Annotated in this window: 19 protein-coding genes; 9 read left to right on the top strand and 10 right to left on the bottom strand. The window is 47.1% G+C overall.

The genetic code is table 11. From position 1 onward, the window contains the following. Window positions 1-253 precede the first annotated feature (253 nt). Entirely contained in the window at window positions 254-781 is a 528-nt protein-coding gene (locus QT973_RS11575) for a hypothetical protein (RefSeq protein WP_333053617.1), read from the top strand. Between the two features lie 450 nt (window positions 782-1,231). Beyond that, entirely contained in the window at window positions 1,232-2,863 is a 1,632-nt protein-coding gene (locus tag QT973_RS11580; protein WP_333232516.1) for a sodium:proton antiporter, read from the top strand. Here the strand turns inward: QT973_RS11580 and QT973_RS11585 are convergent. The 3 genes from QT973_RS11585 to QT973_RS11595 form a co-directional block, all read right to left on the bottom strand. Next, on the bottom strand, window positions 2,820-3,536 hold the full coding sequence (locus QT973_RS11585) for a TrkA family potassium uptake protein (protein ID WP_333053615.1): 717 nt from the start codon (window positions 3,534-3,536) through the stop codon (window positions 2,820-2,822). The two genes, QT973_RS11580 and QT973_RS11585, sit on opposite strands and share 44 nt — an antisense overlap. Window positions 3,537-3,744: 208 nt before the next feature. Continuing rightward, the gene (gene gatC / locus QT973_RS11590; RefSeq protein ID WP_006635952.1) at window positions 3,745-4,026 is read right to left on the bottom strand and encodes an Asp-tRNA(Asn)/Glu-tRNA(Gln) amidotransferase subunit GatC; all 282 of its coding nucleotides are present in this window, start codon (window positions 4,024-4,026) and stop codon (window positions 3,745-3,747) included. Window positions 4,027-4,286: 260 nt separating this feature from the next. Continuing rightward, on the bottom strand, window positions 4,287-4,808 hold the full coding sequence (locus QT973_RS11595; protein ID WP_333039118.1) for a photosystem I assembly protein Ycf3: 522 nt from the start codon (window positions 4,806-4,808) through the stop codon (window positions 4,287-4,289). A gap of 630 nt (window positions 4,809-5,438) precedes the next feature. On the opposite strand from QT973_RS11595, the gene QT973_RS11600 reads away from it, so the two are divergent. Next, window positions 5,439-6,752, top strand: a complete 1,314-nt coding sequence (locus QT973_RS11600; protein ID WP_333312830.1) for a hypothetical protein — start codon at window positions 5,439-5,441, stop codon at window positions 6,750-6,752. Window positions 6,753-6,943: 191 nt separating this feature from the next. Here QT973_RS11600 and QT973_RS11605 read toward each other — a convergent pair whose 3' ends face one another. Together QT973_RS11605 and QT973_RS11610 are read right to left on the bottom strand one after the other, a co-directional pair. Continuing rightward, window positions 6,944-7,168: a hypothetical protein gene (locus tag QT973_RS11605; protein ID WP_015174403.1), complete on the bottom strand. Its 225-nt coding sequence runs from the start codon at window positions 7,166-7,168 to the stop codon at window positions 6,944-6,946. A 334-nt stretch (window positions 7,169-7,502) separates the two neighbouring features. Continuing rightward, window positions 7,503-8,678, bottom strand: a complete 1,176-nt coding sequence (locus QT973_RS11610) for a SpoIID/LytB domain-containing protein (RefSeq protein ID WP_333391356.1) — start codon at window positions 8,676-8,678, stop codon at window positions 7,503-7,505. 264 nt (window positions 8,679-8,942) lie between these two features. On the opposite strand from QT973_RS11610, the gene QT973_RS11615 reads away from it, so the two are divergent. From QT973_RS11615 to QT973_RS11625, 3 genes are all read left to right on the top strand, one after another. Continuing rightward, window positions 8,943-9,881 (top strand): ribonuclease Z, encoded by a 939-nt coding sequence (locus QT973_RS11615; RefSeq protein ID WP_333053612.1) that lies wholly within the window; start codon window positions 8,943-8,945, stop codon window positions 9,879-9,881. Window positions 9,882-10,285: 404 nt separating this feature from the next. Next, window positions 10,286-13,102 carry a preprotein translocase subunit SecA gene (gene secA, locus QT973_RS11620; protein WP_333053611.1) on the top strand — a complete coding sequence of 939 codons (2,817 nt, stop codon included), beginning with the start codon at window positions 10,286-10,288 and terminating at the stop codon, window positions 13,100-13,102. Between the two features lie 862 nt (window positions 13,103-13,964). Beyond that, window positions 13,965-14,906, top strand: a complete 942-nt coding sequence (locus QT973_RS11625; protein WP_333053610.1) for a hypothetical protein — start codon at window positions 13,965-13,967, stop codon at window positions 14,904-14,906. Between the two features lie 355 nt (window positions 14,907-15,261). On the opposite strand, the gene QT973_RS11630 is transcribed toward QT973_RS11625, so the two are convergent. The 4 genes from QT973_RS11630 to QT973_RS11645 form a co-directional block, all read right to left on the bottom strand. Further along, entirely contained in the window at window positions 15,262-15,555 is a 294-nt protein-coding gene (locus tag QT973_RS11630; protein ID WP_333053608.1) for a DUF3288 family protein, read from the bottom strand. Window positions 15,556-15,712: 157 nt separating this feature from the next. Beyond that, window positions 15,713-16,675, bottom strand: coding sequence for a hypothetical protein (locus QT973_RS11635; protein ID WP_333260620.1), 963 nt, complete (start codon window positions 16,673-16,675; stop codon window positions 15,713-15,715). 55 nt (window positions 16,676-16,730) lie between these two features. Beyond that, on the bottom strand, window positions 16,731-17,300 hold the full coding sequence (locus QT973_RS11640; RefSeq protein WP_333053605.1) for a tetratricopeptide repeat protein: 570 nt from the start codon (window positions 17,298-17,300) through the stop codon (window positions 16,731-16,733). A gap of 388 nt (window positions 17,301-17,688) precedes the next feature. Then, window positions 17,689-19,734 (bottom strand): serine/threonine-protein kinase, encoded by a 2,046-nt coding sequence (locus QT973_RS11645; protein ID WP_333391359.1) that lies wholly within the window; start codon window positions 19,732-19,734, stop codon window positions 17,689-17,691. Between the two features lie 497 nt (window positions 19,735-20,231). Here QT973_RS11645 and msrP point away from each other — a divergent pair, with 497 nt between their 5' ends. Together msrP and QT973_RS11655 are read left to right on the top strand one after the other, a co-directional pair. Then, the gene (gene msrP / locus QT973_RS11650; protein WP_333053603.1) at window positions 20,232-21,215 is read left to right on the top strand and encodes a protein-methionine-sulfoxide reductase catalytic subunit MsrP; all 984 of its coding nucleotides are present in this window, start codon (window positions 20,232-20,234) and stop codon (window positions 21,213-21,215) included. A gap of 138 nt (window positions 21,216-21,353) precedes the next feature. Further along, on the top strand, window positions 21,354-21,491 hold the full coding sequence (locus QT973_RS11655; protein WP_333053602.1) for a hypothetical protein: 138 nt from the start codon (window positions 21,354-21,356) through the stop codon (window positions 21,489-21,491). A 68-nt stretch (window positions 21,492-21,559) separates the two neighbouring features. Here the strand turns inward: QT973_RS11655 and miaA are convergent, their stop codons facing one another. Continuing rightward, a complete protein-coding gene (gene miaA / locus QT973_RS11660; RefSeq protein WP_333273172.1) occupies window positions 21,560-22,465 on the bottom strand; it encodes a tRNA (adenosine(37)-N6)-dimethylallyltransferase MiaA in 906 nt (301 codons plus the stop codon). A 257-nt stretch (window positions 22,466-22,722) separates the two neighbouring features. Between miaA and gyrB the strand changes: the two genes are divergently transcribed. Beyond that, complete coding sequence (gyrB, locus tag QT973_RS11665) at window positions 22,723-25,968, top strand: DNA topoisomerase (ATP-hydrolyzing) subunit B (RefSeq protein WP_333208895.1); 3,246 nt, start codon at window positions 22,723-22,725, stop codon at window positions 25,966-25,968. Window positions 25,969-26,644 lie beyond the last annotated feature (676 nt).

The following is a 26,644-nucleotide window of genomic DNA, read 5'->3' on the forward strand; positions in this document are numbered from 1 at the left end:
AACCGCTTCTATACAAACACAGTCTGCCTGCGCCGACTAAAGAATAACAGAATCTCCAAACCCGGATTCGGTATAAGTAGATCGATCGGCGGTTAAAACCGCTTCTATACAAACACAGTCTGCCTGCGCCGACTAAAGAATAACAGAATCTCCAAACCCGGATTCGGTATAAGCAGTTTTTGTGATGCGGTCATTCAAAGCGGCTTTACACACTATTTACCAATTTTGTAGCGTTGAATATTGAATATTTATCATGACTTCCCAAAATCTCAAACGTGCTAGCGGCCTATTTACTAATCATCGAAATGTAAAGCAGGCGCTTGTTGAGCTAAAAAGCAGGGGCTTCCCCATGCACAAGATTTCAGTGATTGCTAAACCTTCTGACAATAATGATTTGGACTCTCTGGGGGTGCAGCAAATTGTAATCACAAGAGCAGCAGGCGCACAATTAGGCGCGATATACGGCAGCATACGACTAGGTGCACTAGCCTTAATTGTTGGACTCAGCAGCCTGCTAATTCCCGGTATTGGTCAGGCATTAGCGGTGGAAAGCCTTTTAGCAACTTTCGCTGGAAGTGGGATTGCTGCAACTGCTGGCGGTCTATATGGCGCACTTCAAGGATGGTTGGTGCCAGAAGAACAAGCAAGAATTTACAACGACAGATTTAACCAGGGAGATTATTTGATCGTCATGGAGGCAAGAGAAAATGAGATCGTGATTGCTGAACCTGTCCTTAAACGTTGGGAGATTCTGACGTGGCGTGTCTGTGATGCCACATAAATTCAAGGTAAGAAAGGACGATTACCTTCGAGGAATTTATTCCCGCGAATCAGAACGTCCAAAAATAGTCCTAATTTTGACTATTGATGACTTTGGGCGATCGCTCTCCTATTCCTCACAGATGGCTCGACAACTTCCATTACTCGCCGATTCGACAACCGCGATCGGGTCTGCCATGCTTCAGAAGAGACTGTTCAAAAAAGAAAAGCCAGCACAATTAAGACGAATTAGCATTTTGTAAGGGTTGGGAAATTATCCAGAACTCTACCAAAAAAATTGCACTCTAAAAACGCCCCTAGCGCCCAACCAACCCAGACATCCTGTTTCAGCTTCATCGGCATTCATCCAAATACACCACATAAATTGCAGTTCCGCCTACAGCATAGTGAACCGTTTCCTGTAGACTAAAACCGTAGTTAATCTGTCAATTTCTGTGAGGAAAACGAATTTATGACAGGAATATCGGCGATCGAGTCGATTGTAGCGCAAGCACCTCCGTTGGGCAGCGATCCTGCTACAAATAGCCAAACTGCAGGAGTTATTTCTGAATTGGTCATCATCTTGATCATTCTGCTGCTGATTGCAACTGTTGTGGCACTCGTAACCCAACGGTTGCGAATTCCCTATGTGACGGGCTTAGTGTTAGCAGGCTTGCCCATTACGGAGGTATTGTCGCGTCGAATAGGTTTAGACCCATCTTTAGTATTAAATCTTTTTCTACCCATTCTTATTTTTGAAGCAGCTATCAATACGGATATCAGCCGTCTCCGCAGCACCTTTAAGCCGATCGCCCTGCTGGCGGGCCCAGGCTCGATCTTTTCCTCAGCAATTATCGCTATTCTGGTTAAATTTGGGCTAGGACTAGACTGGATTCCGGCGTTGCTAATCGGAGTCATTCTCGCAAACACTGATACAGTCTCAATGATCGCGGTTTTTAAAGAGATCCGTGTGCCTTCTCGATTGTCCACCATTGTTGAGGGAGAAACTCTGTTCAATGATGCGGCTGCCCTGGTTTCATTCAATTTGATTCTAGTTGTTTATGCTACAGGTTCTCTTACCGTCGTGGGAGGACTTAAAGAACTGCTCGTGGTTGCCTTGGGTGGGGGACTCGTGGGTGTCATCTTAGGTTACTTGAGTCTGCCAATATTTGTTCGATTAAATGACCCGTTGAGTAGTCTCTTGCTGACTGTTGCGCTGGCGTTAGGAACATTCCAAATCGGGCAATTTTTGGGGGTATCCGGTGCGGTGGCTGTGGTGATCGCCGGACTCATTTTTGGCAATCTGGGGCTTTCTCGCAGTACGTCAGCCTCGGATCGAATTACGCTACTCAGCTTCTGGGAGTACGCTGGTTTTGGGGTCAATACATTTATTTTTCTGCTGATCGGCATTGAGATTAACCCGCTGACACTGTGGAGAATTTTGCCATCCATTCTGTTCGTTATTTTGGCGTATCAACTGGCACGGATTCTCTCGGTTTATCTGTTGTTAGCGGCGCTGCGGTGGTTCGATCGTCCGATTCCCCTGCGCTGGCAGCACGTTCTGTTTCTGGGAAACATCAAAGGCTCACTCTCGATGGCACTGGCGCTTAGTATTCCTCTGGGATTGACAGGACGAGATAACATCATTGCGCTGGTTTTCGGTGCAGTTTTATTCTCCTTGGTCGGACAAGGATTAAGTTTACCCTGGCTAGTAAAACGGTTACAAATTAGCCGTGTTTCTGATGTAATGCAGGAAGCAGGGCAGTTACAAATTCAGTTGATTGCTTCCAAAGCGGCTCAAGATGAGCTAGATAGTTTGCTGAAATCTGGCGTGTTGCCGAAGGCAGTTTACGAGGAATTATGGGCATCGTATCAAGCACGAGTAGCGCACTCTGAGCGAGTGCTGCGCGATCTCTACAATCAACATCGGGCCGGGCAAGTACAGGGCGATCGCAGCGGGCTAGATACGATTCGACGGCGATTGCTTCTAGCAGAAAAAGGAGCAGTTAGCGATGCCCTCCGCAAGCGAATTGTCCCAGAGGATCTGGTTCATCCTTACATCAAAGATTTGGATGAGAAACTTCTAACGTTGGCAGATGACTAGCGCGAATGCCGAGGTAATCAATCATTTGGTGAACTAGCTCTGGACGGGTGACGACCAAGATGGTAGAACCTGCTTCAAGAACAGTATTGCCGTTTGGAATCTCCAGATTGGCGCAGGCATGGCATTGATAACCAATAATCAGCGAACCTGTTGGAAAACGGGGGTCTTGAGCAATTTGAGCAACGGTGCTACCTGCCACCTTGCAATCGCCTGGAACTGGCAGCTTTAGTACCTCGACTTGCCCGTGTTCAAAGTGCATCATCGACTCGATTTGGGGATATTCAATCGCATTCGCCATTGATGCAACTGCCAAATCAATAGTGCTGATGATGTGACTGGCTCCGGCAAGTCGATAGGCTTCCAGGAATTCGCGATCGCGCATTCGCACCACAATATGCGAAATGCCATAGCTCCTCGATAGGGTGATCAGCGCTAAATTCAGTGCATCATCCCTGAGTGCTGCAACGACTGCGTTTGCTTGTTTAATTCCCGCTTCCAGAAGAACCGTTGTACTCACCGCACTGCCTTCAAATGCCATTACTCCGATTTTTTCACGAGCAAAGCGACAGGCCAGCGGGTCGGCATCGATGATGGCAACCGTATGACCGACTTTTAATAGCTGCTGGGCTAAACCCAGCCCCATCATTCCTGCTCCACCAATTAATACGTACATGACTATTTGTCACCCCAAGAATGAACGTTACAGATTTATCCCTATGAGTGAGATTGTTTTGGGTTTTTATCAGTTTAATCTGCTTGTGGGGTGGCTTCTACCGGGCTTACTTATTACCTGTTCCACACTTAGTTTAATCTGCTTGTGTGGTTGGCATGGGAGCCAGCCCCACAAGTGATTTTCCTCAGTTAGCTACGCAGCGGGAACCCTACATAATCTTAGGCACTTTGAAAAACTCCCCATCGCGATCGGGAGCTCCCTCCAAAATACTTTCTCCCTTAGCAAAAGGTTGCAAATCGTCCGATCGCATTACATTACTAACATCGATCGCCCGCGTTGTCGGCTGTACCTTACTCGTATCCAGTTCACTCAACTGCTCGAAATAATCCAAAATACCGTTAAGTTGACCAGTAAACTGCTCTTCTTCTTCCGGCGTTAATTCCAATCTCGCTAAATTCGCTACTTTCCGAACTTCTTCTCTGTCAATCATAAAAATCTGTAATGGGAAATTGGGAATGGGGAATGGGGAATGGGGAATGAGGAATGGGGAATTGGGAATTGGGCATAGGGAATTGTTATTTGTTATTAGAGAAACGACTAAACTGCTACGCATTTAAATTGAATCCAGAGACGGGCAAGATGCCCGTTCCACAATAATTGTAGAAAAATTGACTGTCAAATTAGATGCACAACAGCTTAACTACCAACTATTAACTACTAACTATGCCCCGTGCCCCCTGCCCATCCTAGTTAAAAATACACATCAATTTGCGATCGGCCTGTTGTCTTCAGCCAATTTTGCACTTCAATGTAATTGTTTGGGGCCAAGCGAATCGCCTCCTTCCAATAATCCGCAGCTTTATCAAACAGCCCTTCCGCGCCTTCAATATTGCCAGCTTCCTTTTCCTTTTCCCCTTGATAGTGGTAAATTACAGCAATATTATTTAGTGCTTGTGGCATTCTCGGATTGAGATCCAAAGCCTCGCTGTAATATTCCAAAGCTTTATCGTGTTCGCCGTTGCTAGTATGGATCAGCCCCATATTGTACAAGACATAACTGCGATCGTAAGGATCTTCCTCCAGCTTCAGCGCTTCATGGTAATTGTCGAGCGCTTCAGCATATTCGCCATCTGCTTGAGCTGACATACCATCCCGGTAATAAGCAAAAGCTTCCTTCGCCTGCTTTTTGGCTGGCATAATCTTGAGGATGATATCAGCCATTACCGTGAAACTTTTGTCAATAAAGTTATCGTTGCGTTGAGTTCTTGGCATATGCGATTCTTTGGTTAGTGGCTAATCAGAAAAATTAGCCTGTAAAGTTTTGCTATTAATAATTGCGCCACTGTTGTAGTGGGCCGTTGTGTTGAGGGCGCTAAAAAGTTTAGTCGATCGCACCTGCGAACCTTAAAACACGCCCTTGGGTTTAACACCCGCGCAAGCTCTATCTATTTTATATAAGTCTTGCAAGACTGGCAAAAAAACTAGATTTCTTTAACATATCTCTGGCACTCTACACAAAACTTACAAAAACCCGCGCCGAAGGGAAAAGTTATGCTGGAGGGTGCAGGGGCGACCCTTTTCTATGGCTTTCGTTCGGATTGCTTTGCTAACGCCAACGGGCGATCGCACACCGTACCTTACTAACTGTACCCATAATCCCCCCTCCTTGACCCTCAGAGCAAACAAGCAAATAGCCTGCCGAGAAGAAATTCAATCACAAAGTTTTATTAAGTTATCCGAGTTCAGCCCATACTTAAAAGTTATTCGGCAAAACACTAGCAATATTTGGCCCCAAAGTCAAGGGCAGCCTCAAAAAAAATCAGAAACGCGATCGCCAAAACCAGCTCGAATTCCCGCAATATATAATAAAAATAACCGGGTAATTTTCACAGAGAGAAACCTATGGCTCCGAATCCCACCATTATGCAAGCCGTCGAACAACTTGGCTACCGCGTTACGGTTGGAGACGTGGCGGCAAAAGCTGGATTAGATGTCAATTTTGCCCAGCGAGAACTGTTAACCCTCGCCTCCGAAGCAGGTGGCAACCTGCAAGTAGCAGAATCCGGCGACATTGCCTACCTATTTCCCAAGAACTTTCGAGATATTTTGCGAAACAAATTCTTGCGATTGCAGTTGCAGGAATGGTGGCAAAAAATCTGGCGCATTTTATTTTATCTGATTCGGATATCTTTCGGCATAGTGCTGGTAGCTTCTATCCTCTTAATTTTTGTTGCTATCACGATTTTACTCTCCAGCGGCGATAGCAATAACAACGGGGGCGGCGGAGACGGTGGTGGCGGGGGCGGCAGAGGCGGCGGCTTTTCCTTTTTTCCCTACTTCTGGAACGACTTAATCTGGATATTTTACTGGAACCATGACCAACCATACTACCAGCAGCGATCGCGCTTAACTGACCAAAAACCCGAGATGAGTTTTCTGGAAGCAGTTTTCTCATTTCTATTTGGAGACGGCAATCCCAATTACAATCTAGAAGAGCGTAAGTGGAGCGATATTGCCACGGCAATTCGCAACAGCCGAGGCGCCGTCGTCGCCGAACAAATTGCCCCATATCTAGACAATCTCGGACAAGGATACGCCCGAGAATACGAAGAATATATGTTACCGGCTCTCGCCCGTTTTGACGGCCGCCCCGAAGTCAGTCCCGAAGGGCAAATAGTCTACCATTTTCCGCAATTGCAAACCACAGCCACCGAGAGAAATTCTGAACCAGTAGCAGCTTATTTGCGAGAAATGCTGTGGCGTTTCAGCAACGCCAGTTCCGGCAAAATCATGCTCGCAGCAGGGTTAGGAGCCGTCAATCTTGTCGGTGCGTTAGTTTTGGGGAATCTATTAACTAATAATTTAATCGCAGGTGGATTTATCGGTTTCGTCAGCGCTGTTTATCCCATGATCCTGATTTATGGCGTCGGATTTCTCGCAATTCCTTTAATTCGCTACTTTTGGATTCAGTGGAAAAATAGCCGGATAGAATCCCGCAATCAAGAGCGTCAGCAGCGAGCAATGTTATTAAACGAACCCGATGCCAACTTACTCAAAAAACTGGCATACGCCCAGGAATTTGCAGCAGAAAACGTTCTGACTGGAGAAGACTTAGCTTATACAACAGAAACAGAATTAACCCAACAAGAACTAGAACAGTCACCCAAAATAAATGCCGAGTGGCAGCGCCGGATCGATCGATCCGAAAACTTGTAATACGAATGAAAAAAACAGTTGTTTGTTGTTAAGTTAGGTTGCTAAAATCTTGCACCCTTTTCAAGAATAGACAGAATGCCTGTTCCACAATAAAATATCTTTGTTGGGGAACGGGCTTTTAGCTGGTGGCTAAGAATTATGGAAAATATCAATCTTTATGGATGTCATAATTTTTTCTAATCCGAGTTTTATTAAATAAGCTTAGGGCGTTTAAAAATTAAACAATTTTGGTCATACTTCGAGTCATGATCCAGAGCCACAAGTTCCCATCCTTCCTCCCCCAAATGATTGACAAATAGATGCAGCGAGCCTTGTTTCCAATCTCGCTGTTCTTCACCGTTTACATATAAACTAATCAGCTTGTTTCCAAAAGGATACATATTCGCATCCACAAATAAATACTCCCACTTTTGCATAGCAATCCTTAATGTAGTTAGTCATTAGTCATTAGTCATTAGTCATTAGTCATTAGTCATTAGTCATTAGTCATTCCCAATTCCCAATTTCCAATTTCCAATACTTCGGCTACGCGGTTTCTGGCCTGCCACTACGCGGTTCCCGATCGTAGTCGAAGGGCCGTACAAGTTCCCAATTCCTTGTATTCAGGACACGGAAGTCAGAGATACAGGAATAGTTGTTTTTCCGTTCTTCCTTCTTCCTTCTTCCTTCTTCCTTCTTCCTTCTTCCTGACATCCGTTACATCCGTTACATAATCCGTTGCCGAACTTCTTTCTTGCCCACTCCCAGCAGTTACTGGACTGCAATTCTAGCCAAAGTAGCACCTCGGTAATAGTGCAACAAAATTTGCTGGTAGCCGTATCCTTGTCTGGCCAAATTGTAGGCACCCCACTGGCTCATTCCTACAGCATGGCCGAAACCTTTGCCAGCAACTTGAAAACCGGTAGGAGCTTGGCCGCTGTTCCTTGGGTTCCCACCGCCCCCATATTGAGGAATCACGGTGAACCGCGTACTCCTCAAATTTAAAACCCGGCGTAAATCTGCGCCAGTCATGACCCTAGAACCGCCATCTCCGACTACTTTCATCCTCAAAACGCTGCCGTGAGCGGTAGTGCGTTCTGGCTTCATCGAGATCACATTGCCCACGCCAGAAATCTTACTGCTGATTTGAGCGCGAGAAAAATTTTCTTTCCATTGATAAACCGGGGCCCCTTGGTCGAAGTCAGGAACAGCACGCAGGTAAGGCAGAGGTTCCGTCCAAACATCCTCGACATTTTCAGTATGTCCCCCAGAGGCAGAGTGGAAAGCGGCTAAAATAATCTGACCGTTGTAGGCCAAAACTTGACCGGCGGTTGCATCGACTGCGGAATAAGTGCCAGAAGATTCTGTTTGCAGTCCTTTGTAAACTTGGGAATACTGAGTGCTGTCCACGTCGTAAAGGTCGGTTTCGCTTTTGAGGCGCTGGTGGATAGCGTAGGAACGGGCGGCGACTGCTTGGGCTTTCAAAGCCTCTTGAGGCCAATTGCCACTCATCTCGGCGCCGAGAACGCTGTAGAGATATTGTTCGATATTGACGTAGTTGATGGCAGTCAAGCCTCCTTTTTGGGGAACTAGAAGGGTGCGTCCCCGATACCAACGATCGCCAATCCAGACATAACCGTTCCCCGTCGGCTCGATCCAAACTTGGTTGGCGGCCCAGCGACCAATTGCCACTGTTCCCGATCGAAATTGAGCCGACTGAGAACTGTTTGCCGGCAGTTCGCCCAAATTGCGCCCGCTACCGTCGCGGATTGCAGCCTTAGTAGAACTGCCGACTTTTATCTGACTGGCCCCGTCTTGTACCGCCACTCGCAAGATCAGTGCGGCCTGTGCTGGGGCTACCATTGCCAGCCAAAACAACAAGGAAATCCAAAAGTAGCGTTTTTTTAATGTCGAAAGAACGGAAACAAAGAATACTCCTGACTGCATTTGAAAATTTTCCTCCTGTGCTGTGTGAGTTTAAGAATTTTTAAGGGAAGGGAAGGGAAAAAGGAAGGGGAACGGAAGAAAGAAAACGTTAGAATTGGGTTTGGCACTCTGTGCGCTTGTCGAAAATGATTTTAGCAAGTAGATGTTCCCAGGAACAGCGATTTATCCCGGTTCCTGCCTGCGACTATTTCCTGTATGTCGGATCAGCCGCACTCTGGATATATGTAACATATTTTTTAAGACTTAATTGAGGTGATTTGACTCTTGCAGATTACATTTCTCGGAACTAGCTCCGGCGTACCCACGCGATCGCGCAACGTTTCCAGCATCGCCCTCCGCTTGCCCCAGCGAGCGGAACTCTGGCTGTTTGACTGCGGCGAAGGAACTCAGCACCAGTTTCTCCGCAGCGAGCTCAAAGTCAGCCAACTAAGCCGCATTTTCATCACTCACCTGCACGGCGACCATATTTTCGGCTTAATGGGTTTGCTGGCTAGCTGCGGTTTGGCGGGGAATGTCAAGCGCATCGATCTTTACGGGCCTCCGGGACTTGAAGAATATTTGCAAGCTGGCGTTCGCTATTCTCAAACTCATTTTTCTTACCCGGTGAAGGTACACAAAATCCATGAGGGAGTTATCTATGAAGATGACGAATATATTGTTAGTTGTGGCCCTTTGAAGCACCGAGTTACTGCTTTTGGTTATCGCGTAACTGAGAAAGATCGTCCGGGACATTTTGATGTAGAAAAAGCGAAGGCAGCGGGCATTCCTTCCGGGCCAATTTACGGGGAGTTAAAACAAGGAAAGACGGTAAAGTTAGAGGACGGGCGAGAGTTTAAAGGTACTGATTTTTGTGGCCCGGATCAAGTCGGGCGGAAGTTTGTTTACTGTACCGACACGGTTTTTTGTGACGGGGCCGTGGAATTAGCAAAGGATGCTGATTTGTTGGTGCATGAAGCGACTTTTGCTCATCAAGATGCTCAAATGGCCTTCGATCGCCTGCATTCAACTTCGACAATGGCGGCTCAAGTGGCTTTGATCGCTGGGGCGAAACAGCTAATTATGACGCATTTTAGCCCGCGTTACGCTCCGGGGAATGCGATCGTCCTGGATGATTTGCTAAAGGAAGCGCAGGCTATTTTTCCGAATACGAAAATGGCCTATGACTTTTTGACTTACGAAGTGCCGAGGCCTGTTTCAAACTAGGGTTAATCTGACCTGAGATGTTACAGCTTTTTCCATAAGGGCGATCGGGGCGGGCTCTGGGGCCCACCCAACAAAAACATTAATCTATTGTAAAACAGGCCGAAAAGCCTGTTGCTGAAATTAATCCAACAAAAACATTAATCTATTGTGGAACAGGCTTTCGCACCTGTTACGCCCTGCAATTGTCAATAAGCACATATACCTGAGCTGCGATCGCGACCCACCTTCACCAACTTCAATCTAAAATCTAAAATCGAAAATCTAAAATCGGTCGATCGACCGCAGCGACGGCCCAGGAGACCCAATGGTTGCTACAATCGGGGAGGGTATATGTTGTGGCTAACACTACAGCCCGTAACCCTGAAAGCTAATAGCTAAATTATTAAAAATCTGCCTCTCCTGCCATGTTTAAAAATCTGCTAGGCGATCCCAACGCGCGCAAACTGAGAAAATTTCAGCCTTGGGTAGCTGATATCAATATTTTGGAAGAAGACTTCCGCGCACTCTCAGACGACGGCCTCAGAGGAAAAACGGCCGAGTTTCAACAACGTCTGGCAAAAGCTAAATCTATCAACGAAGAAAAAGAGATCCTAGACGAAATCTTGCCGGAAGCTTTTGCAGTGGTGCGGGAAGCGGGACAGCGGGTTTTGGGACTGCGCCACTTTGATGTCCAACTCCTCGGCGGCATCATCCTGCACAAAGGCCAAATTGCCGAAATGAAAACCGGTGAGGGCAAAACTCTCGTGGCGACGCTACCGGCTTACCTCAACGCCCTCAACGGTAAAGGCGTACACATCATCACCGTCAACGATTATCTCGCAAGGCGGGATGCGGAATGGATGGGACAGGTGCACCGCTTCCTGGGATTGACTGTGGGACTGATTCAGCAGGGCATGGATCAGGTGGAACGAAAGAAAAATTATAACTGCGATATTACCTACGCGACTAACAGCGAAGTCGGCTTTGACTATTTGCGGGACAACATGGCTACTGTCATGGAAGATGTAGTGCAGCGTCCTTTTAATTTTTGCGTGATTGACGAGGTTGACTCGGTGCTGATTGATGAAGCACGGACGCCTTTAATTATTTCCGGCCAGGTGGAACGCCCCAGTGAGAAGTATATCCGGGCGGCTGAGGTGGCTGCTGCTCTGAGAAAGGAAAATGAAGAACATTACGAGGTTGACGAAAAAGCTCGGAATGTGCTATTGACCGATGAAGGCTTTGGTGAAGCTGAGCGGTTGTTGGGTGTTACGGATTTGTACGACCCGGCTGACCCTTGGGCGCATTACATTTTTAATGCGATTAAGGCGAAGGAATTGTTTATTAAGGATATTAACTACATCGTCAATGCCGATCGCGAAGTGGTGATTGTGGATGAGTTTACCGGGCGGGTGATGCCGGGACGGCGCTGGAGTGACGGTTTGCACCAGGCGATCGAAGCTAAGGAACGGGCGGAAATTCAGCCGGAAACTCAGACGCTGGCGACAATTACTTATCAGAATTTCTTTTTGCTTTATCCGAAGCTGTCGGGGATGACAGGGACGGCGAAGACTGAGGAGACGGAGTTTGAGAAGATTTACAAACTGGAAGTGACGCTGATTCCCACTAACCGGATTACCAGCCGTACTGACCTTTCGGATATGGTTTATAAAGGGGAGCCTGGGAAGTGGAATGCGATCGCCCAAGAATGCGGGGAAATGCACGAGATCGGTCGGCCGGTGCTGGTGGGCACTACGAGTGTGGAAAAGTCGGAGTTGCTGTCGCGGCTGCTGCAGGAGAGGAAAATTCCTCACAATTTGCTTAATGCTAAACCGGAAAATGTGGAGCGGGAATCAGAAATTATTGCTCAAGCCGGACGCAAAGGCGCTGTGACGATCGCGACCAACATGGCGGGACGCGGTACTGATATTATTTTGGGCGGTAATTCTGAGTACATGGCGCGCCTCAAGTTGCGGGAGTATTTTATGCCCCGGATTGTGCAACCCGAAGATGAGGACGGGTTTTCGCTGGTGCAAGTACCCGGTATTGGCGGCCGCCCCGCACCTCAAGGTTTTGGTCAAACTGCGAAAAAGGTAAAGTCTTGGAAAGCTTCGGCGCAGATTTTCCCGACGCAGCTATCGAAAGATGCCGAGCAAATGCTCAAAGCGGCGGTGGAATTGGCGGTGAAGGAGTACGGGGAGCGATCGCTCACGGAATTGCAAGCCGATGATATCGTGGCTATAGCTTCGGAAAAAGCGCCGACAAAAGACCCCGTAATTCAAAAATTGCGGGAAGCTTACAATTTAACTCGCAGGGAGTACGATGCTTTTACCAGCACCGAACACGATGAAGTCGTGCGGTTGGGAGGCTTGCACGTCATCGGTACCGAACGCCACGAATCGCGCCGGATCGACAATCAGTTGCGCGGCCGGGCGGGACGCCAAGGAGACCCGGGTTCTACGCGGTTTTTCTTGAGTTTGGATGACAATTTGCTCAGGATTTTCGGCGGCGAACGGGTTGCCGGTTTGATGAAGGCTTTCGGTGTTGAGGAAGATATGCCGATCGAATCTAAAATGCTGACTGGTTCCCTCGAAGGCGCTCAGAAAAAAGTCGAAACCTACTATTACGATATCCGCAAGCAGGTCTTTGAATACGACGAAGTGATGAACAATCAGCGTCGAGCAATCTATGCGGAACGTCGCCGAGTATTGGAAGGTTTGGACTCCAAGGAACAGGTAATTAGGTATGCCGAACAGACGATGGACGACATCGTGGGAGCATACATCAACCCCGACTTACCTTCGGAAGAATGGGAACTCGACAAACTTGTGAGCAAGGTGAAGGAATTTGTTTATTTGCTGGCTGACATGACACCGGATCAGCTAGAAGATTTGTCCGTTGAGGAAATTAAAACTTTCTTACACGAACAAGTCCGCAACGCTTACGACATGAAAGAAGCGGAAGTTAATGCAATCCGAGCTGAATTGATGCGCGATGCGGAACGGTTCTTTATTTTGCAGCAAATTGATACTTTGTGGCGGGAACATTTGCAACAAATGGATGCTTTGCGCGAGTCGGTAGGGCTGCGCGGTTACGGCCAGAAAGACCCGTTAATCGAGTACAAAACTGAAGGTTACGAGCTGTTTTTGGACATGATGACGGATATCCGCCGCAATGTGGTTTATTCGCTGTTCCAGTTCCAGCCGCAGCCGGCAATGCAAGTTTCACCAGAGATGGTTTGACGCAGTTGAAAATTGAAGGAAAATGAGATCGCGCAGTCTCCACCCATAATCTTTGATTTGGGTGGGGTTAGCGATATGCAACCAATAAAAGCGAACCAACAATCGTCTGAGTCAAAACTCTCATCTGTTTCTGCCAAGAAGTCTGTTAAGAAAAAGGGCGATCGTGCCAGAAAGAAGTTATATCAAATCCGGTTAAATCGGAATCATGCAGTATAGAGTAGTGCGAGCGTCTCGCTCGCACTGACCATCCAAATATATAAATAATTCCGTTCCAACCGGAAACGATATTAGCCATTAAAGAAGCTAGAATACATCAGAAAATAGCTCCGTCTGGCTCATCCCATCACTATATCGGAAGCCCCAACCATAATTTTTATTGGGTGGGGATACATCACAAATAGTGGTGCAAAGTAAGGGTATTACAATTTAGTGAATTCTTGAACTTTGACTGTCGCTCTTTCATTTTAGCCTAATTTTTAACCGCCTTTGCTATCGCAATACTCCGGACAGTTTTTGGAACGAGACTACAAGCTTACGCGGCGCAAGGATCATAAATAAAGTCCCATTAAATGCAACGAGCGGGGTGGAGCTGACATTGATTTAATTATCCACAGGGGCTGCGAAGTCCTACAGAATAAGCCATTGGGCCATATAAAAACTGGTGTTGCTGATTCTGGCGTATGAATCAACTTTTCGCTTGATGTTACAAAACTCACCCTCCCGGGTCTTATAGCAATTGGGAAATGTGAATTCCTACCTAAATTCAGCAACGCCTAAAAACTGTCCGGATTATTGCTATCGGGGAGTGTAAAAAATATCCCCTGACGATTGACCAGAATCATCACAATTGAGAGGTTTAGTTATGAAAAATAATGTGTGGATTGCCAGCGGTTTAGCGCTTTCTCTTATCACTAGCACTTTGACTGCTAGTGCTGCTTCTTTTCGCAATGACATTACTGGCGTAAAAAATGCTCCTAATGCCACACCTTGGGGAGGATGGTCTACCGCAATTTATTGCCCTGGTGGTAGCTACGTGGGTGGATATTCGATGAGGGTTGAACCGAATCAAGGTGGGGGCGACGATACTGCACTCAATGCTGTTGCCTTATATTGTTACGATCGTGCGGGAAACATGGTCGAGCGGATTGTACCACATCCGGGATTTTGGGGGAATTGGGGTGAAGGAGCTAATTGCCCGAAAGGAAGTTATGCAACAGCATTTAAACTGAAAGTAGAACCACCACAAGGCAATGGTGATGATACAGGAGCAAATTCTGTAACTTTTGGCTGTAGTAATAGTAATAGCACTGTAATTGAAGCATCTGGTGGAGCTCAATGGGGAGCTTGGACACCAAATTGGGTAACAGGTCCGCCGAATTCGGCAATTTGTGGTGTTCGCGCGAAAGTTGAAGGTCAGCAAGGAAGGGGAGATGATACTGCTTTGAATGATTTAGAGTTTAGCTGGTGCAAATTACCACAACCGATTAGCCAAGGTACACCACAGCCTAAACCACCAACTCCAACGCCAAATGCCGGTAACAGTGGCATCCGCCTTTTTGAAAATCCTGTCGGTGAAAATGGTATCCCAATTGATGTAGCGCTAAAAGGTGCTAATGGGCTAGATCCTAACGCACGCCAATTGGGGGCAGATACGTTTTGTCGGTTGAGGGGATATGGAAAGGCTGTGAACTTCCAATTGGCAAGTGGAAGCAACAGGGGTACCTTGCAATTCGATCCAAGCACAGGAAGCTGGACATCCTGCCCGAGTTGTGGGATGTATTTTACGAGGGTAGCTTGTCAATAAATAGCAGTACGGGCGATTTAGTGGTTAGAAACTAATGAAGCTGTAAGTTTGAATCTGAATGGAGGAGTTGCTGTCAGTGCTACGGCAATTAACGTCGGCACTAACTATTTGGGTATGGTTGAAGCGGTTGCTCAAAGCGATATTACAACAAATGTTTTTGTTGTAAGGTAGTTTCTGTAGCGCGGGCTTTTCGGGCCTAGTTGAGTGGAATTAAGTGCGATCGCCTTTGAGTTTGACTTGAGGCGATCGCACTTTGCTTTAATAGTCGTAGACGCACGACTGGTCACAAACAGGCTTTTTTTACGAGAAGACGCGTTACAGCCCGCAGAAACTGCCAAAAACCCGGTTTCTAAAGTTAGACCCAATCTTCTTGATCGCTTTTTTGTCGCCTGTAAACCTCACCTGTAGCGTGAATTTTACGGGTTTGTTCGTAAAGAGTTTCTTCGGTATAATTCCATTTTTGCAGGACTTTTTTTAAGTCGGATTGAATATCTCTAGCGCCGGGAAAGCCTCGGTAGCGAATTATTAATCTTGCTAATTCCGATAAATTGTATTCGGTTGCTTCTCCTGCTAATAAAGTATCGACACTGGCTCGATCGCGCTTGTATTGCGGATGCTGCTGATCTTGAGTTTTTTCTAATGAATCCATATTAAGTAAGTGGGTAGAAATAAACATTACATGGGAGCGGGCGGGTTTATAAGATTATTAGTCTTAGGCTATTATGGTTGGTAAAACCCGCCCCTACAATTCAGGTTGTTCTAGGATTATTTTTGGTGTTTAACTACATATTTATATTTCCCAATCATCAGAATACCAAAAACTTCGACTTCTTGAAAAAGTCAAGATTCTGATTATTTGCTTGTGTTGTCGCTTCAGTCATCCCCAGAAATTTTTGTGTTTGTTGAGTAATACCAAATAGTCGATCGCCGTGACAAAAGATTTCCCAGGCGCGAATTCCCATAAAACCAATACCTGCAACCGCCAAGGGCATCGCTGCGGCACCTAAAAGCGCAGCAATGGGGGGAAATATCATGCACAGTGTTAATAGAATGCCAGTAATAACACCGCCAGCAATGCCAGCTTTGGCGGTGGCAGTGGCGACTTGTTCGACTAACTCTGACTGGGTAATTTTGCCTTCAACGCACAATAGCGAGTTTTCTAAGATAGAAAATATTAACTCAATTACTGCTGCTGCGATCGCCCCTTTCATTGCAGCCCCAACGATTTCCGCAACTGCTGCTTTAAACGCTGCATCCGCTAAAACTTGCTTAGCGACTGCTAATTCAGCAGCAGTCATGTCTACACCACCGCGAGCACGATTCACCCAAAAATATTCAAAAATCCCGTTAGCAGCTTCGCTTCCACCTCCATTGACGTGCGCTTGGATGTGACTCCAATCTTTATCTTGACAGAAGTTGCGAATTGCTTCTGGGCCTTGGGCACGAATTTGGGCGGGTATGGATTCAAATACTTTTGCTGCTTCTTGAACATTTCGCATTCCGTCACGCATCCCAGCCCTAGCAAATTTCGATTGCAGATTTCTTGGCAGGTTCTCAAAACGGATGTTATGTGCTATTTTAAAAGCTTCTTGAGTGGCGATCGCCCCAGCACTAACAATTGAACTTGGCGCTGATTGTACCCACCCTGTTAATACAGTTGCACTTTCCTCAACTTTAGCAGCGATTTGGTTGGCTAAGTTTTGGGTATCGGCAACAGTTTCTTGTACTTTAGCCGTTAGGAATTCGAGCGGATTCTGGCTAATTTCCATGTTGATCCAGCTTGCATCGTTAATGATAGAATTATTCCGACTATAACATTCCTCTTCAGTAAGTGTGATTTTTTACTGAATTGCTTCTAGCTTCTAACTCCGGCTGTAAGTTGAGAGCTTTTTTTTGATAAAATAAACCTTCATTGATTCGACCTTGCTCTTCCAAACTTTTGCCTAAATTCCAATAAGCGACGGCTAAATCTGGTTGAATAACGATAGATTTTTGATAGTAAGTTATGGCGTCATCGAGCTGGCCTTGTTTGTAAAACATACTGCCCAAGTTAACATAGGCTTCGACAAAATTAGGATCGAATTCGATCGCCTTGGAGTAGGCACGAATTGCCGCGTCTATTTTGCCTTGGGCTTGCAGGATATTGCCTAGGGTTTTGTAGGCGGCGGCGAAATTGGGTTGCTGACGAAGTGCTTGGTAACAGGAGGCGATCGCCTCTACATATTTCTGTTGCGTATAATAAATTTCTGCTATCTTGTTGAGTGCGATCGGACTATCGGCTTGAATGGCTAGTAATTTTTGATATTGAGCGATCGCCTCCTCAAGCTTTCCTGATTTCTGAAGGCTATCGCCCGCTGACAAATACTGCTCTGCTAACTCGGAATTTGCGGTCATAGATTTTACTTTAACAGCCAAAACTACTTTACCACAACTGTTAGTTAGCAACCGCGATTTCTAGGGATATTCTGACTATTGTCAATTTTAAATTTGTTTCTGTACCAACAGTTCGGACAGTTTTTGATTACCAACCGTAGCATAGAGGTTTTAGGGCACCCCGATTAAAACAAGATAAAAGTCAGCAAAGTTCTGGACGCACTTTTGACGATCTGAAACCCGGTTGCTGACTATATTTCTTGTTCCTGTTAGCAAAACTCATAGAAACCGGGTTTCTCGCCACCCCATGCGTGGGCATTGAAACTGTCCGAAGTGTTGATAGATAAATTAGCTAAATGTTCGATCGCCCTAGCTGTTCAAAAATCGATCGAACGGGCGATCGAAAAAATTAAGGAGACAGTCGCCACACCTTAATCGTGTCGTCAAAACTGCCACTGATCAGAGTTTTGTCTTGAGGATTAAAAGCCAAATCCACCCAGGTAGAATGACCCTTCAGCGTGCCCGCCATTTCGCCGGAACTCATGCGCCACAGCTTGATAGTGCCGCTCAAATCGGCGCTAGCGAGTTTGTCTCCGTCGGGAGTGAAAGCCAAGGACTTAACCTTGTCGGAATGGCCGCTCAAAGTCCGTAGCAGAGAACCGTTGGGCTGCCCGAACTGATTATTTGCGCTGATATCCCACAGCTTCACCGTCTTGTCCCAACTGCCGCTGGCGAGAGTTTGACCATCCGGGCTGATGGCCAGAGACCAAACCGCCTCAGAATGACCCCAAAGAGTTTCTTTGAATTCCCCAGTCTGCCAGTTCCACAGGTTGATCTTACCGTCGCTGCTGCCGATCGCCAAAGTTTCTCGATCGGGACTGAAAGCCACCGCCTGCACCTCGTCAAAAACCCGGTTGAGAGTTTCCAACTCGGCCCCGCCTTCGACTTGCCACAACTTCAAAGTTTTGTCCTTACCGACACTGGCCACAGTCCGGCTATCGGGACTGAAAACCACCGAGAACACGCCGTCTTGGTGTCCGTCCAAAGTCCGAATTAACTTGCCAGAATAGAAATTCCACAATTTAATCGTACCGTCAACGCCACCGCTGGCGATCGTCCTGCCGTCGGGGCTGACAGCCACCGACCACACAGGCCCCAAATGTCCGGCTAAAACCTTGAGCAGCTTGCCGTGACGCTTGTGCCGCAAGTGAATTGTACCGTCGTTATTCCCGCTGACGATCGCGCGGCCCTGGGGAGCAACTGCTACCGTCCAAACCGGGTTTTTGTCTAGATCCGCCAGAGTGCGTACAGCAGGCCCGGACTGCGATGCATCACCGTTGAAATCCTGCATCGGGGGCGGATTGAACCGAATTTCGGGAATGCTAGAAACAGGCTCACCAGAAGTGAAAGCCTGCGGTGCAGGAGAAGGCAAGCGAGAACCCAGCACTACGGACAGCAGGGCAACCGCAGTTCCTCCCCACATTGCCAAAGTCCACTTGGGTTTGCTGAGAATCACGTCTACCGGTGCCGGGCCGTAATTCATGTCTGTGAGAATTGCCTCGGTCGATCGATAGCGTTTTGATGGTTCTCGCTGCACCATTTTATCCAGAATGCGGCCGAGTCGCGCCGAAACTGGTACTTTCAAATAATGTCTCCAAGCCCAACTTTCGGATTTGATGTCAAACAAATCAAAGGGCGACATTCCCGTTAACAAGTGAATGCAAGTGACGCCCAAACTGTAGATGTCGCTGCTCTGAATCGCTTGGCCTTTAATTTGTTCCGGGGCCGCGTATTCTGCTGAACCTGTCACCGTTTCTGTTTTGATCGGGCCACTATTAGCCCGAATTGCCGCGCCGAAATCGACTAAAACTAGCCCAGAGGAACTTTCCTGAGACACGGAATGTAAACCCTCTTTCCCTGCCCAAGCTGGGGATGCTTGGGGATTTTTGCGGTGAATAATATTCGACGGTTTGATATCTCCGTGAATCAGTTGATTTTCATGAACAAATTGCAGGACTGGCAACAATTCGCTCAGCAGATACCAAATTTGAATTTCTTTAACAACACCTTTTTCTGAAAGCCGATCGGCTAAATTGCGGCCTTCGATGTATTCTTGCACTAAATACTGGCAGCCTTCGAGTTCAAAAGATGCCAGCAGTTTCGGTATTTGGGGATGTTGGCCCAACTTGTCGATAACTGAGGCCGAGCGGCGAAATGCCCAGTTTTCTTGTGTGGAACCTGCAGCAGGCGCGCAGAACTGTTGAATGACGCAGCGGGGTTGCGAAGGTTGGTCTTCATCGACAGCTAAGAAGGTGCGGCAAGTGAGACTTTGACCGAGGGTGTGAAAAACTCGGTAGCGGCCTTTTAGCAGCAAGTTCGACTCGCAACTTTTGCATACTGTCGCGCGATCGAGATTTTGGGGATTCTGGCAATGGGGATTGATGCAGTAACTCATTTGTCTTTCCGCTGGAGACCCCCGTCCGACATTCGGTGGGGGAGGAAAGCGGGGCGGTGCGTGCCGCTTCCTGTGGACAAATTAAATAATTGGAATCTTTGCTTGATCATAATTGTTTCCCAGATTTTCGCCACAATTGCTGCGGTCGATCGCACGTAAATAATTGCTGACTTTCCTGCGAGCGAGGTTTAATAGGTCGATCCTATGGGCGGGCAGGATGCCTACCCCACAAGAAAATCATTCTTTGTGGAACAGGCCGGAAAGCCTGTTGTTTAGAATGGTGCAATATCTCAGTTATTACCGAATTACGCTATACTGTCATTGCCAATACTTGCATTGCGATCGCAGCAAAGCAATGGCGAGGTCTTGCCAAACATCGGCGATTCTTTGTTCTATGGAGTGAATCTAAAAGTTCAACTTTCTAATGTCAAATCGACTAGCTGATTAAAACTTAGGCAATTTTTGCCAAACGAACTACTAACTTTTAACTATTACTTATGCCCTTAATTCGCGTACCCAAACCTTGGGAAATTCTCGAACCCCAAATTACCCCAGAAACAGCCTTTCTCAACCGCCGCCGCTTCATGACCAATTTAATTGGCGCCGGCGTGACTGCTTCCCTGCTGCCGCTGATCGGCTGCCAAAGCAATGCTAGCTCAAAAACTGCTCTGGATCAAAGCTCAACCCAAGCATATGCGGGATTGAGCCGGAATCCCGACTTTGCGAAAGTCGATCGAGCGATTACCGACGAAGCCTTAGCTACAAAATACAACAATTTTTACGAATACGGCGGCACAAAATCTATTTGGCAAGCCGCTCAAGCTTTGCCAACAGAAAACTGGAAAGTAGAAGTAGGAGGTTTAGTAAAAAATCCCCGCACTTATGATATTGACGACCTCAACAAAAAATTTCCTATCGAAGAACGAGTTTATCGATTTCGCTGTGTAGAAGCCTGGGCGATGGTAGTTCCTTGGGTAGGATTTCCCATGAAATTACTGATGGCTGATGTCGAACCGCAATCGAAAGCTAAATTCGTTCGCTTTACCTCATTTTACGATCCCAAAATAACTCCCGGCCCCGGTTTGATGTCGCAATTTTATCCTTGGCCTTATACCGAAGGTCTGCGAATTGAAGAAATGGCAAACGATTTAGCATTTTTTGCCACAGGCTTGTATGGCCGAAGGCTACCAAAGCAAAATGGTGCGCCGCTGCGGCAAGTGATTCCTTGGAAATACGGTTTTAAGGGCGCAAAGTCGATCGTAAAAATTGAATTTGTCGAACAACAGCCCGCCACTTTTTGGAATACAATCGGCCCCAACGAATACGCCTTTGAAGCAAATGTCGAGCCCGACAAACCGCACCCCAGATGGTCGCAGGCCAGCGAACGCATAGTCGGCCCCGGTAACAGTTGGTCGTGGGAAACTCGCCCAACTTTGCCCTATAACGGTTACGGCGAATATGTGGCGAGTTTGTACAGTTAATTGACGGATTTCCCCTCGTTTCTAGGCTCAGCCTAGGAACGCAGATCCGGAGGCTCTGCCTCCCTATTTGTGCGAGGCAGAGCCTCGGATTCAGGCATTCCCAGGCAGATCCTGGGAACGAGAAAAGGGAAATATGAAATGTGCGATCGCAGTTTAGCATTTCCCTTTTTACCAGTTGCTGAAATTCCCGGTTTCATCGAACAAAGCAGAACAGTCGGACAGCGTGCTGCTGTGCGTTTGTTTCGGCAAAGAATTAGAGAAATTTTGCCAAATTAAAAATAACACTTACATCTCTCCTTACTCTTTCTCTGTGCCCTCTGCGCCCTCTGCGGTAAAAAAACTCTTTATTGTTCACAAAACTCTGCAACCCTCCGCCAAACTCGATCGCACAAATCGGGTATGCTAACATCGAACCATTCAATTTCAGGATAGGCTCGAAACCATGTCCGCTGACGCTTCGCAAATTGCCGCGTGTGCAAAATTGTTAATTCTTTCGCTTCTTCAAGCTTAATCTCGCCAGCCAAATATTGTTTCATTTCCTGGTATCCCAGCGTGTTCAACAGTGGCAAGTCGCAGCCGTATTTTTTACACAAATATTCTACTTCAGCAATCCAACCGCGTTCTAGCATTTGTTCGGTGCGCTGTTTGATCCGATCGACCAAAACATCGATCGCGCAATCCAACCCAATTTGTAAAATAGGATAATTGGGAGGATTTTCGCCCTGCTGTTCGGAAATAGGGCGACCGGTCGCATAAAATACTTCCAGTGCTCTTAAAGTTCTTACTGGGTCATTGAGGTGAATTTTCTCGGCGGCAGAGCGATCGACCTGCTGCAACATCGCGTAACATTGAGATTGTCCGAGTTCTGCTAGTTGCGATCGCAATTCGGGCATCGGCGCTACCCTCGGAATTTTTAAACCGCGCACGATCGATTTAATATATAAGCCCGTCCCTCCCACCAACAACAGGGGGGGAGAAACAGGAAAATCGACATCAGCAATTAATTTTTGAGCTTGCTGTTGGTACTCTGCTAGTGTCAGAGTTTCTGTCGGATCGCAGATGTCAATTAAGTGATGCGGTACACAAGTGCGATCGACCGCCGTCGGTTTTGCGGTTCCGATGTCAAATTCGCGGTACACTTGACGGGAGTCCGCACTGAGGATCGAGGATTGTAGTCGCCCCGCCAAAGCCAATGCCACTCCCGACTTCCCCGTCGCCGTCGCCCCACAAATCGTAATTAATCTAGGCATAACCTGTCGCACATTTCCCTATAAAAACTCTCAAATCCTCTCCTCTCCATGCTTTCCCCTCTCTCCTACACTGATTCACCGCGATCGGCCAGGGCATTCCTCCACCAATCTCAAAACTATTCCCATCCCTCCCCCCGATAAATTTCCCTTCAGAAAGCCCTAGCATCGCCTTTAACGGTTTTGTGCTATAATTTTAGGAGTTTTCCCATTTTAGAAGCTTTCGGGGCTTTAGGCCTCATTATTGGAGCTATTTTTGTATGACCAGCAGCTACAGCGCCGACCAGATTCAAGTTCTCGAAGGTCTCGAAGCAGTCCGTAAACGACCGGGGATGTACATCGGTACCACCGGCCCGCGAGGACTCCACCATCTAGTTTACGAGGTTGTGGACAATTCCATAGATGAGGCGCTGGCTGGCCACTGCACTCACATCGAGATTGACATCAACGCCGACGGTTCCGTTACCGTGACAGACGACGGCCGGGGTATTCCGACCGGCATCGTTGCCAAGACTGGCAAATCGGGAATAGAAACAGTAATGACTGTACTCCACGCCGGCGGTAAATTTGGCGGTGGTGGCTACAAGGTTTCTGGAGGATTGCACGGTGTAGGTATTTCTGTTGTTAACGCGCTGTCCGAGTGGGTAGAAGTGACAGTTTGGCGCGACCAAAAAGAACATTTACAGCGCTACGAAAGAGGCAATCCAGTTACTGAACTTACTGCCAAGCCCAACAAAGGCACTCGCACCGGCACTTCAGTTTCTTTCTTGCCAGATACTCAAATATTTAGCACTGGCATTGAATTTGATTACACTACACTCGCGGGGCGCTTGCGAGAATTGGGTTACTTGAATGCGGGCGTGAGAATTACGTTTAGCGACCACCGTTTGGAACTGCTTAAAAGTAGCGAACCTCGCATCGAAACATACTGTTACGAGGGCGGAATCAAGGAATATATCGCCTACATGAACCGCGAAAAGCAGCCTCTGCACGAAGAAGTGATTTACGTGCAAGGCGAACGCAATAACGTGCAGATAGAAGTGGCTTTGCAGTGGTGCGTCGATGCTTTTAGCGACAACGTTCTAGGTTTTGCTAACAACATTCGGACGATCGACGGTGGCACGCACTTAGAAGGTCTGAAGGCAGTTTTGACGCGGACGATGAATTCGATCGCCCGCAAGCGCAACAAAATCAAAGAAAACGAGCCCAACCTCGCCGGCGAAAACGTGCGCGAAGGTTTGACAGCAGTGATTTCGGTCAAAGTCCCAGATCCGGAATTTGAAGGTCAAACTAAAACCAAGCTAGGAAATACAGAAGTTCGGGGAATTGTCGATTCCTTGGTAGGCGAAGTATTGACAGAATATTTAGAGTTTCGCCCCCAAGTAGCCGACGCTATTTTGGAAAAAGCAATTCAGGCATTTAAGGCCGCTGAAGCCGCCCGCCGTGCCCGCGATTTAGTGCGCCGAAAATCAGTCTTAGAATCGTCTCCTTTGCCTGGAAAATTAGCGGACTGTAGCTCCAGAGACCCCGCCCTGTCTGAGATCTACCTCGTCGAGGGGGATTCCGCGGGGGGCTGTTTTTTTTCATCTCAGGAAATAAAATTAGCTGACGGTACGACAAAAACTATCAAACAGATAGTTGACGAACAAGCAGAAGGTAAAGAACACTTTTGCTACACCATTCGCGAGAGTGGAAACATCGGGTTTGAGCGAATAACTAATGCTCGGATGACTAAAGCAAATGCTGAAGTTGTCAAACTGACATTAGACAATGGGGAGACAATAACTTGCACTCCCGACCATCCATTCATGTTGCGGGATGGCACTTACAAAGCAGCAGCCCTGCTGACACCGGAAGATTCATTAATGCCGTTCCACCGCAAGTTGTCGGAAAAAACCAAACAGGGCCAGGGACTTAACGGTTACGAAATGGTTTGGAATCCCAACAGTGATAAGTGGATTTACACCCATCTTTTAGCGGATTTCTACAACCTAAAACACGGTGTCTATCAAGCATCTGAGGGCAATCACCGCCACCACGTTGATTTCAATAAACTCAACAACAATCCGACAAATATTCAGCGAATGTCGGCTGAGGATCACTTGGCTCTTCACCGCGCGAACCTTGAGAAAACCTTGCACAGGCCCGATGTCATTGAAAAGAGCCGTCAAGCTCACATGACTGATGAATTTCGGGCGATGATGAAAGAGCGGATGCGGCAGCCTGAAACGCGACAAATTCTTTCGGAACAGGCGAAAGCTCAGTGGGAAGATGAAGAGTATAAAGCTTACATGATGAGCAAGTGGCGGGAGTTTTACGATAGTGATGAAACTTATCGCCAGCAAAATAATGAACTGCTGAACCAAGCCCAGCAAGAGTATTGGAGTAGTGAAGAAAACCGTTTGGCTCAGTCGGAACGGGTGAGTAATCATTTTGCTAACAATCCTGAAGCACGGGAGACTCATTCTCAACTTGCTAAAGAACAGTGGCAAGATGAGAATTTGTTGGAGTGGCGGCGCGAAAAAACTAAGGAACAGTGGACGCCGGAGTTTCGCCAGAAACGTAAAGCGACTTTGAAGGAAACTTATTACCGCCAGACGCTGGAAGCTTTGAAGACAGTCCACCTGAAAGAAGGTTGGATGAATGTAGATGCTTACAATCTTTATCGCCGCATGAAGGGTGATAAGACTTTGTTGAAGTTTGAGACGTTTTGCGATCGCTACTTTAATGGTGATGAAGTATATGCTCGCCAAGCGGTTCGGAATTACAACCACCGCGTTGTGTCGATCGAACATTTGGAGGAACGCTACGATGTTTACGACATCGAAGTGCCCAACAGTCACAACTTTGCATTAGCTGCGGGAATTTTTGTCCATAACAGTGCCAAACAAGGGCGCGATCGCCAATTTCAAGCAATCCTGCCTTTGCGCGGTAAAATTCTCAACATTGAGAAAACCGACGACGCCAAAATCTACAAAAATAACGAAATTCAATCGTTAATTACAGCCCTGGGTTTGGGCATCAAAGGCGAAGAATTCGATCCGGGTCAATTGCGGTATCACCACATCGTAATTATGACTGACGCTGACGTGGATGGTGCCCACATCCGCACGCTGTTGCTGACTTTCTTCTACCGCTATCAGCGGGCACTTGTAGAACAAGGTTACATCTATATTGCTTGTCCTCCTCTCTATAAAGTGGAACGGGGACGCAATCATTACTACTGTTACAGCGATCGCGAAATGAACAATCTCATCCGCAATGAATTTCCGGCGAATGCTAACTACACCATTCAGCGGTTCAAAGGTTTGGGTGAAATGATGCCGACACAGTTGTGGGATACGACGATGAACCCAGAAACTCGGACGCTGAAACGGGTGGAGATTGAAGACGCTGCTGAGGCCGATCGCATCTTTACGATCTTAATGGGCGATCGTGTCGCCCCCCGCCGCGAATTCATCGAAACCTACGGCCCCAAACTCAACCTCCTCGACTTGGACATCTAAATTAATCATGAGTCCTGAGTCGTTAGCTAGCAGCTAATGACTCAGGACTCATGACTAAACTTTTGCGGCCCTGATGCCTTCTGCCCTTTCGGGCGATCGGGCATCAGGGCCCTTTGATGTTTCTAGGTTTTGTTATAAAAATTAATACAATCTCTCATCAAATCGATCTAAGGTAAACACTTAGGTAAATTTTAGATTTTTGGCGCATCCATCAGCTACCACAAAAATAGAAGGTTGGACAAATATAGCGTCAACGACCCAGGTCTAAAGAGATTGGGCTTCTAGCCTAAGACTTAAACCGCAGTTGACCAGACTCAGTACCTTGGTACTACGTTAACGGTAAGAGTTAAAGACCTACCAGGGAATGCGAAGCTAGTTCCTTGCTCTAGAAATTTAGGATTAAACAGACTTATTGGGTTAAATCAGTGTCCTAGATATAGTACCGGCCGTTAACTTTGTCGAAGCTAACATCACCCCGAAAGGGAGGCTCGAAAGAGCAAACATTATGCGATCGCGGGTTGCCAAATTTGAGAGGGTAATTTCGATGCACGCTCCCCTAGCTGAAGTGTCCCATCGAAATTACATTACATTCATTACACTCCCATCTAGCAATCCTCGTGTAATGCAAAGATTCACGGCGGTTTCGACCGCCGAGCCGTTTCCATCTCAGGTCTAA

This window comes from Microcoleus sp. Z1_A1 (assembly GCF_036700305.1).
Lineage (GTDB): Bacteria > Cyanobacteriota > Cyanobacteriia > Cyanobacteriales > Microcoleaceae > Microcoleus.